Origin of the sequence: Pseudomonas sp. PONIH3, assembly GCF_002934345.1 — a bacterium.
Classification (GTDB): Bacteria; Pseudomonadota; Gammaproteobacteria; order Pseudomonadales; family Pseudomonadaceae; genus Aquipseudomonas; species Aquipseudomonas soli.
On sequence record NZ_CP026386.1, the window covers coordinates 1,954,955 to 1,967,808 of the forward strand.

General features: G+C 64.7%; 12 protein-coding genes and 1 pseudogene. 3 read left to right on the top strand and 10 right to left on the bottom strand.

The window, feature by feature from the left end; translation table 11 throughout:
- Window positions 1-2: 2 nt before the first annotated feature.
- From C3F42_RS08895 to C3F42_RS08905, 3 genes are all read right to left on the bottom strand, one after another.
- Window positions 3-935, bottom strand: coding sequence for a rhodanese-related sulfurtransferase (locus C3F42_RS08895; RefSeq protein WP_023631440.1), 933 nt, complete (start codon window positions 933-935; stop codon window positions 3-5).
- Between the two features lie 217 nt (window positions 936-1,152).
- Window positions 1,153-1,452, bottom strand: a complete 300-nt coding sequence (locus tag C3F42_RS08900; RefSeq protein WP_023631439.1) for a BolA family transcriptional regulator — start codon at window positions 1,450-1,452, stop codon at window positions 1,153-1,155.
- A 10-nt stretch (window positions 1,453-1,462) separates the two neighbouring features.
- A complete protein-coding gene (locus C3F42_RS08905) occupies window positions 1,463-1,981 on the bottom strand; it encodes a DUF2059 domain-containing protein (protein ID WP_023631438.1) in 519 nt (172 codons plus the stop codon).
- A 153-nt stretch (window positions 1,982-2,134) separates the two neighbouring features.
- Here C3F42_RS08905 and C3F42_RS08910 point away from each other — a divergent pair, with 153 nt between their 5' ends.
- A complete protein-coding gene (locus C3F42_RS08910) occupies window positions 2,135-3,529 on the top strand; it encodes a class II fumarate hydratase (protein WP_038705627.1) in 1,395 nt (464 codons plus the stop codon).
- A 44-nt stretch (window positions 3,530-3,573) separates the two neighbouring features.
- Here C3F42_RS08910 and C3F42_RS08915 read toward each other — a convergent pair.
- A pseudogene (locus C3F42_RS08915) lies at window positions 3,574-4,526 on the bottom strand (DMT family transporter).
- A 195-nt stretch (window positions 4,527-4,721) separates the two neighbouring features.
- Entirely contained in the window at window positions 4,722-6,215 is a 1,494-nt protein-coding gene (gene pap, locus C3F42_RS08920) for a polyphosphate:AMP phosphotransferase (RefSeq protein ID WP_038705626.1), read from the bottom strand.
- Window positions 6,216-6,368: 153 nt separating this feature from the next.
- Between pap and mnmC the strand changes: the two genes are divergently transcribed.
- The gene (gene mnmC, locus C3F42_RS08925; protein WP_104444285.1) at window positions 6,369-8,339 is read left to right on the top strand and encodes a bifunctional tRNA (5-methylaminomethyl-2-thiouridine)(34)-methyltransferase MnmD/FAD-dependent 5-carboxymethylaminomethyl-2-thiouridine(34) oxidoreductase MnmC; all 1,971 of its coding nucleotides are present in this window, start codon (window positions 6,369-6,371) and stop codon (window positions 8,337-8,339) included.
- Between the two features lie 92 nt (window positions 8,340-8,431).
- Here the strand turns inward: mnmC and C3F42_RS29840 are convergent, their stop codons facing one another.
- Complete coding sequence (locus C3F42_RS29840) at window positions 8,432-8,560, bottom strand: PA1414 family protein (protein WP_256206021.1); 129 nt, start codon at window positions 8,558-8,560, stop codon at window positions 8,432-8,434.
- A 124-nt stretch (window positions 8,561-8,684) separates the two neighbouring features.
- Window positions 8,685-9,578, bottom strand: coding sequence for a LysR family transcriptional regulator (locus tag C3F42_RS08930; protein WP_104444286.1), 894 nt, complete (start codon window positions 9,576-9,578; stop codon window positions 8,685-8,687).
- Between the two features lie 106 nt (window positions 9,579-9,684).
- Here C3F42_RS08930 and C3F42_RS08935 point away from each other — a divergent pair, with 106 nt between their 5' ends.
- Window positions 9,685-10,845: an MFS transporter gene (locus C3F42_RS08935; protein WP_104444287.1), complete on the top strand. Its 1,161-nt coding sequence runs from the start codon at window positions 9,685-9,687 to the stop codon at window positions 10,843-10,845.
- A gap of 67 nt (window positions 10,846-10,912) precedes the next feature.
- Here C3F42_RS08935 and C3F42_RS08940 read toward each other — a convergent pair whose 3' ends face one another.
- From C3F42_RS08940 to C3F42_RS08950, 3 genes are all read right to left on the bottom strand, one after another.
- Complete coding sequence (locus tag C3F42_RS08940) at window positions 10,913-11,839, bottom strand: DMT family transporter (RefSeq protein ID WP_104444288.1); 927 nt, start codon at window positions 11,837-11,839, stop codon at window positions 10,913-10,915.
- Between the two features lie 91 nt (window positions 11,840-11,930).
- On the bottom strand, window positions 11,931-12,335 hold the full coding sequence (locus tag C3F42_RS08945) for a transcriptional regulator (RefSeq protein ID WP_104444289.1): 405 nt from the start codon (window positions 12,333-12,335) through the stop codon (window positions 11,931-11,933).
- A gap of 106 nt (window positions 12,336-12,441) precedes the next feature.
- Complete coding sequence (locus C3F42_RS08950) at window positions 12,442-12,840, bottom strand: SMI1/KNR4 family protein (RefSeq protein WP_104444290.1); 399 nt, start codon at window positions 12,838-12,840, stop codon at window positions 12,442-12,444.
- Window positions 12,841-12,854 lie beyond the last annotated feature (14 nt).

The following is a 12,854-nucleotide window of genomic DNA, read 5'->3' on the forward strand; positions in this document are numbered from 1 at the left end:
CATCAGGCCTCGGCTTTGTAGTTGAAACCGATCGGGTGCGGCTGGTTGCGCGCCTTGGCCAGCTCGATCTGCTTCTGGCGATCGATGGCGCTGCGCCGGGTCTTCTCGCTCAGGCTGTCCCAGCAATGTGGGCAGCTCACGCCTGGCGAATAGTGCTCCGACTCCCGGTCCTTCACGTCGATCGGGTGGCGGCAGGCATGGCACTGGTCGTACTCGCCCTCGGTCAGGTCGTGGCGCACCGTGACCCGGTTGTCGAAGACGAAGCAGTCGCCGTCCCAGAGGCTTTCTTCCTGGGGTACTTCCTCGAAGTATTTCAGGATGCCACCCTTAAGATGATAGACCGCTTCGTAGCCCTCACCGAGCATGTAGCTGGAGGCCTTTTCGCAACGGATGCCACCAGTGCAGAACATGGCGACCTTCTTATGCTTGCTCGGGTCGAAGTGGGCCTTGATGTAGTCGGGGAACTCGCGGAAGGTCTCGGTCTTCGGGTCGATGGCGCCCTTGAAAGTGCCGATGGCCACTTCATAGTCATTGCGGGTGTCGATCAGCAGCACTTCCGGGTCGCTGATCAGGGCGTTCCAGTCTTTCGGATCGACGTAGGTGCCGACCGCCTTGTTCGGATCCACGCCAGGCACGCCGAGGGTGACGATCTCTTTCTTGAGCTTGACCTTGGTGCGGTAGAACGGCTGCTCGTCGCAGTATGACTCTTTATGGTCGACGTCCACCAGGCGTGGGTCGTTGCGCAGCCAGGCCAGCAGCGCGTCGATGCCTTCGCGGGTGGCCGAGACGGTGCCGTTGATACCTTCGTTGGCCAGCAGCAGGGTGCCTTTGACGCCGTTGTCGAGCATGGCCTTGAGCAGCGGCTCGCGCAGTTCGACGTAGTCTTCGAGGGTGACGAACTTGTACAGCGCCGCCACGACGATCGGTTGGGTCATTGCGTTGAATCTCCAGGTGGTTGCCCTCGTAAGGGGCGGACCGGGTTTGGCAAAAGCATGGGGCCGCTGCGCAGCCCATCGCCGGCAAGCCGGCTCCCACACGCTCAGCGCAAGACTCGAAATTTGCGCAGGACCTGTGGGAGCCGGCTTGCCGGCGATGGGCCGCAAAGCGGCCCCGAGGGAATAACGCGAATTGTATCAGAACGACGGAAAGGATTCAGTGCTTGCCGCCGCCGGCGCACACCGGCGAGGCCGGCGCCACACCGACCACAGCCCATTCCTCGGGCGTGTAGGTGTGAATCGCCAGGGCGTGGATCTGGCCCATCAGCTCACCCATGGTGGCGTAGACCCTCTGGTGGCGCTTGACGCTGTTCAGCCCGGCGAACTGCTCGCTGACCAGCACCGCCTTGTAGTGCGTTTCCTGGCCACGGCTGTGCATGTGGCTTTCGTTGTGCACTTCGAGGTGTTGCGTGCCCAGCGGCGCCAGCTGCTGTTCGATGCGTTGCTGCATGCTCATCGCGTCACGCTCACTTCTTCGCCGGGGCCTTGCCGGCGCTTGGGTCGAGTTCCTTGGTCATGTCGTCGAGCAGCTTGTTGACCACCGGTACCGCCGGCTCCAGGCTCTGCTGGGTCAGCTGGGCGGACTGCTGGGTGACCTTGGGCATTTCACGCAGGACTTTCTTGCCCAGGGGCGATTCGTAGAACTTGACCAGGTCGTTCAGCTCGGCCTCGGTGAAGGTCGCGGTGTAGAGGTCGACCATCTTCGGCTTGAGCTTCTTCCAGCCGATGGCGTTGTCCAGGGCGGCGTTGGCCTTGGCCTGGTAGCTGTCGAGCACGGTTTTCTTGGAGGCCGGCGCCTTGGTTTGCTCGAAGCGCTGGGCGAACATCTGCTGGACCTGCATGTACACCGGGGTGCCCAGCTTGTCGGCATTGGCCAGGGTCAGGAATTTCTCGGCGGCAGCGTTGTGCGCTGGAGTGGCAGCGAGTACCTGGCCGCTGGCGCAAACCAGGGCAACGGCGGCACAGAGGACACGGAGACGGGTCATTGCATTTCCTTCAAGAAAGGGAGGCGGGTACCTCAGAGTAGAGCATTCTGCGCTGTGATGGCGAAGTGCTCAAGTGGCACGACGAGCGACGGAACCGCTCTATCGAATCAGGGCCTAAACTGCGATTTCGAACTACAAAGGAGTGAGCGCAGCATGAGCCGTATCGAGACAGACAGCCTGGGCCCGGTCGAAGTTCCGGAGGACGCCTACTGGGGTGCGCAGACCCAGCGTTCGCTGATCAACTTCGCCATCGGCAAAGAGCGCATGCCGCTCGCGGTACTGCATGCCCTGGCGCTGGTCAAGAAAGCCGCTGCCCGGGTCAACGACCGCAACGGCGACCTGCCCGCCGATATCGCCCGCCTGATTGAGCAGGCCGCCGACGAAGTGCTCGACGGCGAGCACGACGACCAATTTCCGCTGGTGGTGTGGCAGACCGGCAGCGGCACCCAGAGCAACATGAACGTCAACGAGGTGATCGCCGGGCGCGCCAACGAACTGGCCGGCAAGGGCCGTGGCGGCAAGGTGCCAGTGCACCCCAACGATCACGTCAACCGCTCGCAGAGCTCCAACGACTGTTTCCCCACCGCCATGCACATCGCCGCGGCTCAGGCGGTGCATGACAAACTGCTGCCGGCGATCGCCGAACTGTCGGCCGGGCTGGCCGAGCTGTCGGCGCGCCACACCCACCTGGTCAAGACCGGGCGCACGCACATGATGGACGCAACGCCCATCACCTTCGGCCAGGAGGTCTCGGCCTTCGTTGCCCAACTCGACTACGCCCAGCGCGCCATTCGCGCGACCTTGCCGGCGGTTTGCGAGCTGGCCCAGGGCGGCACCGCCGTGGGCACCGGGCTCAATGCCCCGCACGGTTTCGCCGAAGCCATCGCCGCTGAGCTGGCGGCCTTGTCCGGCCTGCCGTTCGTCACCGCGCCGAACAAGTTCGCCGCCCTGGCCGGCCATGAGCCGCTGACCAGCCTGGCCGGCGCGCTGAAGACCCTGGCCGTGGCCCTGATGAAGATCGCTAACGACCTGCGCCTGCTGGGTTCCGGCCCGCGCGCGGGGATTGCCGAGGTACGCCTGCCAGCCAACGAGCCAGGGAGCTCGATCATGCCCGGCAAGGTCAACCCGACACAGTGCGAGGCCTTGTCGATGCTGGCCTGCCAGGTGCTGGGCAATGACGCGGCGATCGGTTTTGCCGCCAGCCAAGGGCATCTGCAATTGAACGTGTTCAAGCCAGTGATCATTCACAACCTGCTGCAGTCGATCGAACTGCTGGCCGATGGTTGCAGCAACTTCCAGCAGCACTGCGTGGCCGGCATCGAGCCGGATGCCGAACAGATGGCGGCGCACCTGGAGCGTGGGTTGATGCTGGTAACCGCGCTGAACCCGCACATTGGCTACGACAAGGCGGCGGAAATCGCCAAGAAAGCCTACGCCGAGGGCAAGACCCTGCGCGAGGCGGCGCTGGAGCTCAAGTACCTGACCAACGAGCAGTTCGACCAGTGGGTGCGGCCAGAGAACATGCTGGCGCCCGGCGGCAAGGGCTGATCCGGCGGCCTCATCGCAATGCGACTTGCACCGCGATGAGGCCATCAATCAACCTGTACCCGACGCGCTTTCCAGCCAGCCATCAGCGATGGCCCCAGCGCCACCAGCGCCGAGCCCAGTACCACGGTCACCGCCCCGACATACCCCAGGCCATTGATCTGCTCGGCATGCACGTAGTCCGGCCAAAGCCAGGCAGCCAGCGCTACCGCGACGAACGTCACCAGCGGCGTCAGCGCCAGGGTCGCGCTCACCCGCGAGGCCTCCCAATGCGCCAATGCCTCGGCGAACGCGCCATAGGCCACCAGTGTGTTCAGGCAGCAGGCCAGCAACAGCCAGCCCTGCAACGGGCTGAGCTGCAACGCCTCCAGCGGATGCACCCAAGGCGTCAGCAGCAGCGCGCAGCAGACGTAGATCACCATCATCACCTGCTGCGAGTTCCACACCGTCAGCAATTGCTTCTGGCTCAGGGCATAGAACACCCAGATACTGGTCGCCAGGATGATGGTCAGCACACCGGTGGTGTAGTGCCGAGTGACGTGAGCAGTTCTTCCAGGCGCTGGTTGAAGAACAACGCGAAGCCCAACAGCAGCACCAACAGGCCCAGGCCCTGCCCCAGGCTGAAGCGCTCCTTGAAGACGAAGACACTGGCCACCAGCAACAGCACCGGCCCCAGCTGTACGACCAGTTGCGCGGTGCCAGGGCTGAGCAGGTTGAGCCCGACCAGGTACAGCACGTAGTTGCCGACCAGCCCCGCCACCGCGACGGCTACCAGGCCCTTGCCCTTGACACCGAGACCGCTGAAAGACGGCAGCCGCCGATTGGCCGCCAGCCAGGCGAACAGCAGGCCGCCGGAAACGCTCAGGCGGTACCAGGTGACGGTCACCGGATCCATCACCTGCAGCACCTGCTTGAGCTTGATCGGCAGGATGCCCCAGAGAAACGCGGTCAGCAGCGCCAGCAGCAGGCCCTGGACCCAGCGTCCGGAAGAAATGTGCATGGTGTCCTCGAATCAGGCCTTGGCGGGGGAAGCTGCAGTCTAAAGGCTTGCCGGGAAGGATGTGGTGGGAAAAGATTTCATCAGGTCATTCCCTGGATGCATGCTCAATGCATGGGCGGGCTTTCGTGGGAGCGGCGGTGCGCCGATGCGACTTGCCCCGGCATAGGGCCAAGCCAACACCCATGCACGATCCGCCTACTTCTTGTCCTTGGCGAACGCCGCCTCCAGCGCCTGGTTGATTGTGCGCAGTACCTTCACCCGCGCCCAGCGCTTGTCGTTGGCCTCCACCAGGGTCCACGGCGCGATCTCGGTGCTGGTGCGGTCGACCATGTCGCCCACCGCTTCGGAATAGACATCCCACTTGTCGCGGTTGCGCCAGTCTTCCTCGGTGATCTTGTAGCGCTTGAACGGGATCTGCTCACGCTCCTCGAAACGCTCCAGCTGGGTCTGTTGGTCGATTGCCAGCCAGAACTTGACCACCACCACCCCGGCGTTGCTCAGTTGCTCCTCGAAGTCGTTGATCTCGCCGTAGGCGCGCATCCAGTCCGCCGGGCTGCAGAAGCCCTCGACCCGCTCCACCAGCACGCGGCCATACCAGGAGCGGTCGAAAATGGTGAACTTGCCACGGGCCGGGATATGGCGCCAGAAGCGCCACAGGTACGGCTGGGCACGTTCTTCCTCGGTGGGTGCGGCAATCGGTACGATGCGGTACTGGCGCGGGTCCAGCGCCGCCGCCACCCGACGAATGGCCCCGCCCTTGCCGGCCGCGTCATTGCCTTCGAACACCGCCACCAGGGCGTGCCGGCGCATGCGCTTGTCGCGCAAAAGGCCGGCCAGGCGTGCCTGTTCGGTGACCAGTTGTTCCTGGTAGTCGTGCTTGTCCAGGCGCAGGGTCATGTCCAGGGCGCCGAGCAGGCTCTTCTGGTCGATGCTGCGCCCCAGGGGCGCGACATTGCCCTGGTGCTTGCCCTTGGGATTATTGGCCAGCGCGGCCTGCAGGCTTTCGAGCAGGATGCGCCCGACCGCCAGGCTGCGGTAGTGCGGATCGACGCCTTCGACGACATGCCAGGGCGCATAGTCGCGACTGGTACGGCGCAGCACCCGCTCGCCGAAGCGCACGAAGCGATCGTAGGTTTGCGACTGCTGCCAGTCCAGCGGGCTGATGCGCCAGTTGTGCAACGGGTCGTCCTTGAGCGCCTTGAGCCGCGCCTTCATCTGCTTCTTGGACAGGTGGAACCAGAACTTGATGATCAGCGCGCCCTCATCGCACAGCATCTGCTCCAGGCGCTCGGCCCCGGCGATGGCCTGGTCGAGCACGGCGTCCTTGAACTGGCCGTGCACCCGCCCTTCGAGCATCTGGCTGTACCAATTGCCGAAGAACACGCCCATGCGTCCCTTCGGTGGCAGCGCCCGCCAGTAGCGCCAGGCCGGCGGGCGGGCCAGCTCTTCGTCGGTCTGCTGGTCGAAGGTGCGGACCTCGATCAGCCGTGGGTCCATCCACTCGTTGAGCAGCTTGACCGTCTCGCCTTTACCGGCGCCCTCGATGCCGTTGATCAGCACGATCACCGGGAAGCGCGCCTGCTGCTTGAGTTCGTACTGGGCTTCAAGCAAGGCCTCGCGCAGGGCGGGCACTTCGGCTTCGTAGGTGTCCTTGTCGATGCTGTGACCGATTTCGGCGGATTCGAACATGGCGGGCTCCTTCAATGGATAAGCAAGATTAGCGGATCGAGCAGGATTTTTGCGCCCTTTGCGCTCACCATCGCGACACCAGGCCGCTGCCAAGAACGACGCAAGCGTCTGCAGATCGCTTAAGATCCCCCCTTTGCTGCAACCGAGCCGACCATGTCCTACACCCTCCTCCCTACACAGGCCCAGATCGACTGGGATGACCAGGGCCGCCCCCACTCCCGGCAATACGACGATGTCTACTTCGCCATCAACGAAGGCATCGACGAGACCCTGCATGTGTTCATCGAGCAGAATCACCTGCGCCAGCGCTTCGCCGAGCTGCAGCCGCATGCCTGCCTGGTGATCGGTGAGACGGGCTTTGGCACCGGCATGAACTTCTTCTGTGCCTGGCAACTGTTCGCGGAGCTTGCGCCCGCCGACGCACGCCTGCATTTCGTCAGCGTCGAGAAGTACCCGCTGGCCCGCGACGACCTGGCCCGCGCCATGCAACTATGGCCGGAACTGGCCGCCTTCACCCAGCCGTTGCTGGAGCAGTACGTGGCGGTCCATCCGGGCTTCCAGCAATTCAGCCTCGACGGTGGCCGCGTCACCCTGACCCTGATGATCGGCGACGCGCTGGAACAGTTGCCTCAGCTCGACGCCCGCATCGACGCCTGGTTCCTCGATGGCTTCGCCCCGGCGAAGAACCCCGACATGTGGACGCCGGAACTGTTCGCCCAGCTGGCGCGGCTATCTCACCCCGGCACCACCCTGGGTACCTTCACCACCACCGGCTGGGTGCGTCGCTCGCTGATCGAGGCCGGCTTCGCCATGAAGAAAGTGCCGGGCATCGGCAAGAAGTGGGAAGTGATGCACGGGGTCTACAGCGGTGCGCCCGTCGCTCGCGCAGCGCCCTGGTACGCCCACCCGGCACCCGCATCGGGGCCACGCGAAGCGCTGGTGATCGGCGCCGGCCTGGCCGGCAGCGCCACGGCCCAGAGCCTGGCAGCACGGGGCTGGCAGGTCAGCGTGCTGGAACGCCACGACGGCCCGGCCCGGGAGGCCTCGGGCAATCCACAAGGCGTTCTGTACCTCAAGCTTTCCGCCCACGGCACCGCCCTTTCGCAGATGATCCTGGCCGGCTTCGGCTACACCCGCCGCTGGCTCGAGCACCTGCAGCGTGGCCAGGACTGGGATGCCTGCGGCGTGTTGCAACTGGCTTTTGATGATCAGGAAAATGCACGCCAGGCCAAGCTGGCAGCAGCCTTCGACAACAGCCTGCTGCAGCGCCTGGAACGCGCCCAGGCCGAAGCCATCGCCGGGGTCGCGTTGCCCAGCGGCGGCCTGTACTACCCCGAAGGTGGCTGGGTGCACCCGCCTGCGCTGTGCCGGGCCCAACTGGACCACCCGCGCATCCGCCTGCTTACCCACGCCGATGTGCTCGAGCTGCGCCGTACCGATGGCTTGTGGCAGGCCTGGGAGGGTGAGCGGCTGCTGGCCAGCGCACCGCTGGTAGTGCTGGCCGGCGCCGCCGATATCCGCCGTTTCCCGGCGTGCGCCGGGCTGCCGCTCAAGCGCATTCGTGGGCAGATCACCCGCCTGCCCGTGACCGAAAGCAGCCGTGCGCTGCGCACCGTGGTCTGTGCCGACGGCTACGTGGCGCCCCCGCGCGGGGACGAGCACACCCTTGGCGCCAGCTTCGACTTCAACAGCGAAGACCTGACGCCAACCGTGGCCGAGCATCAGGGTAACCTGGCACTGCTCGATGACATCTCCACAGACCTCGCCGCCCGCCTGCGCACCGCCGAGCTGGACCCGGCGCAGTTGCAGGGCCGGGCGGCGTTTCGCTGCACCAGCCCGGATTACCTGCCCATCGTCGGGCCGATGGCCGATGTCGAAGCGTTCAACGAGGCCTACGCCATGTTGGGCAAGGATGCGCGGCAGGTACCGGATGTGGCCTGCCCGTGGCTGGAGGGGCTGTATGTGAACAGTGGGCACGGCTCACGAGGCCTGATCACAGCGCCGCTGTCTGGCGAACTGATTGCGGCGTGGGTCAGTGGTGAGCCGCTGCCGGTGCCCAGGGCGGTGGCCGAGGCGTGCCATCCCAACCGCTTCGCGCTGCGTCGGCTTATCCGCGGCAAGTAGCACCGGGATTGGGCGCTGCGCTCCCGAAAGCGCGCCCCTTGAACGCAAAAGGCCGCCGCATCGATTGGATGCGGCGGCCTTTTGCCTTGTGGTCAGCGTCGACGCGGCTGGCGCTTGCGCTGTTCTTCGTCGGTCGGGATCGGCACCGGCTGCAACGGTGGCGGGAGCAGGCCCAGGGCGACGGCGAGGTCATGGAGCCAGTTGTACATGCGTTCGTTCATATTGCCCCCTTGACGGGTCAGCCTCACGGTCAATCAATCTTGCGATGCGTCATACAGATCATAGTCCGATGTCTTGTATTGCGCATGCCTCTGTTCTTACAGATATGGGCGATTCTGACCCGGATCAAGCGCAGATGGCAGCTTCCGACGGTCGGTCAATCGTTTCGCTTTGTTGCAAATCGATCCAGGCCTGTAGATTGGCCCCGCGTTTGCCCTGGCGCCACATCAACCAGGTCATCGCATGATCGAACGGTGACTGCAAGCGGTGGGCACGCACCTGGTCGCGCCCCGGCAGGCTGTCGAGCATCGACTGCGCCATGAGTGCCACACCTGCCCCGGCGATCACGCAGGCCAGCATGCTCTGGTAGGACTCGATCTCCATCACCCGGCACATGGGCGTGTGGGCATGGGCATACCAGGCTTCCAGGCGCATGCGGTACGAGCAGCCCTGGCGGAAGGTGAACACCGCCTTGCCGGCAACGTCACTGGCGCTGTGCACCACCGGGTGTTCAGGGCTCGTGATCAGTACCAGCGTTTCCTCGCACAGTGGCACGCCATCCAGCCCGGCCAGGTTGAGCGGGCCGTCGACCAACGCCGCATCCAGCCGATGGCTGAGCACGCCTTCGAGCAGTTCCGCACTAGGCGCCGCCTGGACCTGCAGGTTCACGGCTGGATAAGCCTGGTGATAACGCGCCAGTAGCGCTGGCAAATGAATGGCCGCAGTGCTGTACATGGTGCCCAGCACGAAATCCCCCGCTGGCTGGCCGCCCTGCACCGCCGCGAGCGCTTCGTCGCGCAGGTTGGCAAGGCGGTTGGCGTAATCGAGCAGCACCTTGCCGGCCGGCGACAGCTGCAAGCGCTGGCGCTCGCGCAGGAACAGCTCCACCCCCAGTTGCTCCTCGAGCTGACGCAGGCGCGTCGACAGGTTCGACGGCACCCGGTGCAAGCGCTCGGCGGCGCGGGTAACCGAGCCCTCCTCGGCCACGGCCTGGAAGATGCGCAGTTGGCTGAACTCCATGAGATTCTCCAAAACAGAACCACTTCATCATCATTATTCAATTTTATTGAAAGTCAATGCGCCCTACCCTGCCATCCATCGCATCCCTTCGTGCAGGAGACTTACCATGTCGCCCTTCGTACAACTGCTGGCCAGTGCCGTGGCACTGATGATGGCCATGGGCATCGGCCGCTTCGCCCTGACCCCACAACTGCCCCGTCTGATCGCCGAGGGCCAGTTCGACCTGACCGCTGGCGGCCTGGTCGCCGCCGCCAACTATCTGGGCTACTTCCTTGGCGCGGTGGACGCCATGTTCGCCCGCCAGCCACGCCAGGTACGCCTGCGCCTGCAGGGCGGGCTGTGGCTGTGCGTATTGCTGACCCTGGCGTCGTGGGCGGCCGACGGGTTCTGGAGCCATTTGCTGCTGCGCTTCGGCACCGGCGTGGCCAGCGCCTGGGTGCTGGTGATGATCGCCAGCCTCAGCCAGCAACTGGCCAGTGCCCATGGCCGCCAGCGCCTCGGCGCACTGGTGTTCGCCGGGCCCGGTGTCGGGATTGCGGTGACAGGCTTGCTGGCCTTGGCTGCGCACCTGCTGGGGCTGGATTCGGCGGCCCTGTGGCTGGTTTATGGGGTCGCCGCACTGGTCATGCTGCTTGCGGTGCTGCCGTGGCTACCGCGAGCGCTCGAACCCGTCACCTTGCCCCTTGGCAGCGACCGCGGCCCCAACAATGGCATCGGCCGCCTGGGCCTGGTCTACGCGCTCTACGGGATCGGCTACATCCTGCCGGCCACCTTCCTGTCGCAGATGGCCTGCCAGCAGTTCCATGGGCAATGGCTGGCCGACCTGTTCTGGCCGGCGTTCGGCCTGGCCTCGGCGCTGGGTGTGATGATCGTCAGCCTGCGCCGCCCGGGCCGCACCTCGACCTGGCTGAGCATCACCCTGTGGTTGCAAGGGCTGGGTGTACTGGCCTGCCTGCTCGACGGCGGGGTTGGCCTGGCATTGGGCGTGCTGCTGTGCGGCGGGCCGTTCCTGGCCTGCATGCAACTGGTGATGCAGCGCTCGCGGGAGCTGGCGCCCCATGCCACGCAGCGCAATGCCGGGATGTTGACCGCTTGTTTCGCCCTTGGGCAATTGAGTGGGCCGCTTTTGGCGGCGTTGAGCAGCCATTTCAGTGGGGGACTACAGCCCGCACTGGTACTGGCTGCGATAGGGATGGGATTGGCCGGGATGTTGGCCGGGGGCTTCTCGGGTCCACCAACCTGTGCCAGCCTGAGACAGGCAGGCTGACCCTGTGATGAGGCAAGCCCTTATGGGAGCTGACTTGCCTCGCGATAGGGCCGCAACTGCAGACCGCTTACCCCACCAGTTTGCGCAACTGCTGCCGCACCCACGCCTCGGCGCTGACCATGATCACCCCGAGCAGCACCATCACCGCGCCGATCACGAAGTTCAGGCTCAGCGGCTCGTCCAGCAGCAGCACGCCAAAGGTCACCCCGAACAGCGGCGTGATGAAGGAAAACACCGCCAGGTTCGACGCCAGGTACTTACGCAGCAACCAGAACCAGGTCAGGTAACTCACGAACGACACCACGATCCCCTGAAACAGCACGCTGCCCACCGCCAGCGGGGTCAGCGAAAAGTCGGCGATCTGTCCGCTCACCAAGGCGATCAGCACCAGCCCGACAAACCCCACGGCCAGCTGGTAGAACAGGGTCAGGGTCGCCGGCGCCTCGGACAACCGCGAGCCGCGCACCACTACCGTGGTAGCGCCCCAGGCCAGGCCCGCCAGGATCGCCATGGCGTCGCCCAGCAACATGCGCCCATCGAGGTGCTCCAGGGAAACACCGCCCGCGAAGGCCAGGGCAATCCCTGCAAATGCCAGCAGTATGCCCAGCCACTGCAACAGCCGCAGCCGCTCGCTGGGCATCATGAAATGCAGCCCCAGGGCGGTGAAGATCGGCGCGGTGTAGAGGAACACCGACATGTGTGCCGCCGAGGTCAGCTTCAGACCCTCGGCGATGAACAGGAACTCCAGCCCGAACAACGCGCCGGCCAGCAGCCCGGCACGCCAAGTGCTGCCCACCAGGCTCCAGCCCCCGCGGAAGCAGACCAGCAGCCCCACCAGCACCGCGGCGATACCATTGCGAAACGCCGCCTGCATCACTGGCGCGATATCCACCGCGGCGGATTTGATCAGCACCTGCTGGCAGCCCCAGATCAGGCACAGCCCCAGCATGACCTGGAAAGCAAAAGCGTCGGGGTTCTTGCGGACCGCGGTCATGGGCGGCCCCTCTGCGGGTTGAACGACATGGCAAGGCTCGGCGGTGAGAATGGATCCCGATTATCGGGGGACCGGCCTTGCCGATGCCAGTCTAAATTGCCCCACCGGCGATCTGCGCCTTGGCCGAGACGTGCTCGAAGGTGGCTTCATCCAGGGCATCGGGCTGTTCATCGAGCACCTGGCGTGGGTGTTCGAAGCCCGGAATGCTACTGTCGATCAGGCTGAGCAGGCGCGAACCGCGCGGGCTGAGGACGAAATTCTCGCCGTTGCCGCCTTCCGCTTCAGGGCGGCTCTCGATGAACCCCCGTTTCAAGAGGATCTTTTCGTACTCGCAGGCCTGGGCCTTGAGCTGGTTCAGATCGCCCGGCGCCTCGCCATCGGCGGCCAGCGCGGCGGCATGCTGCTCGGCATAGGGGCGCGGCGTAAAACTGTGACCGGCGCCGTTCTGCACTTCGTGCAGCAAGCGTTCGATCAGGTCCCAGTCGTATGTGCTCATGGGGTAAGCCTCCTGCTGTGGACAAGTAGGTACACAGCGTGGGACTGACAGAGGTTGCCAGGTGTTCAATCAGAAACCGAAGGGCCACCCCATTGCTCCTCGCAGGCTACAAGTCGTTCAGCATTTCACGAATGTACTCGGAAAAACTGTCCGCCACTTGATGCGCCTCACGGCTTACCGGGTCGATATCGACAACCACCCAGCCATTGTTCGTATCGAACCCCGAGCAGTACCCCTGCATGTCATCCCCGAACAGCAGGATGCCGTCCAGGGGACGTTCATCATCTTCATCGTAGACCTGGTCTGGGGTCAGCAGGCCCTCATACAACATGTAGGCAGCCTCACCCACTTCACCCCAGCCAAGCTCCTTCATGAAGGCAACATAATCGGCCGGCACTTGCGAATGATCGGCAGTCAGTTCAGCGAGCACCTGCGCATTGGCTATCTCCAGTTTTGCAAGCAGGCCGGATGCCTTGTCCGGCTGCAGATCTTCATACCTGTCCACGACTGCTCCTTCCA

Coding starts and splice junctions, on each gene's coding strand:
- pap (WP_038705626.1), bottom strand. CDS start 6,215: ATGTTCGAATCCGCCGAAATCGGTCACAGCATCGACAAGGACACCTAC.
- C3F42_RS08910 (WP_038705627.1), top strand. CDS start 2,135: ATGAGCCGTATCGAGACAGACAGCCTGGGCCCGGTCGAAGTTCCGGAG.
- C3F42_RS08900 (WP_023631439.1), bottom strand. CDS start 1,452: ATGAGCATGCAGCAACGCATCGAACAGCAGCTGGCGCCGCTGGGCACG.
- C3F42_RS08935 (WP_104444287.1), top strand. CDS start 9,685: ATGTCGCCCTTCGTACAACTGCTGGCCAGTGCCGTGGCACTGATGATG.
- C3F42_RS29840 (WP_256206021.1), bottom strand. CDS start 8,560: ATGAACGAACGCATGTACAACTGGCTCCATGACCTCGCCGTCGCCCTG.
- mnmC (WP_104444285.1), top strand. CDS start 6,369: ATGTCCTACACCCTCCTCCCTACACAGGCCCAGATCGACTGGGATGAC.
- C3F42_RS08905 (WP_023631438.1), bottom strand. CDS start 1,981: ATGACCCGTCTCCGTGTCCTCTGTGCCGCCGTTGCCCTGGTTTGCGCC.
- C3F42_RS08945 (WP_104444289.1), bottom strand. CDS start 12,335: ATGAGCACATACGACTGGGACCTGATCGAACGCTTGCTGCACGAAGTG.
- C3F42_RS08930 (WP_104444286.1), bottom strand. CDS start 9,578: ATGGAGTTCAGCCAACTGCGCATCTTCCAGGCCGTGGCCGAGGAGGGC.
- C3F42_RS08895 (WP_023631440.1), bottom strand. CDS start 935: ATGACCCAACCGATCGTCGTGGCGGCGCTGTACAAGTTCGTCACCCTC.
- C3F42_RS08940 (WP_104444288.1), bottom strand. CDS start 11,839: ATGACCGCGGTCCGCAAGAACCCCGACGCTTTTGCTTTCCAGGTCATG.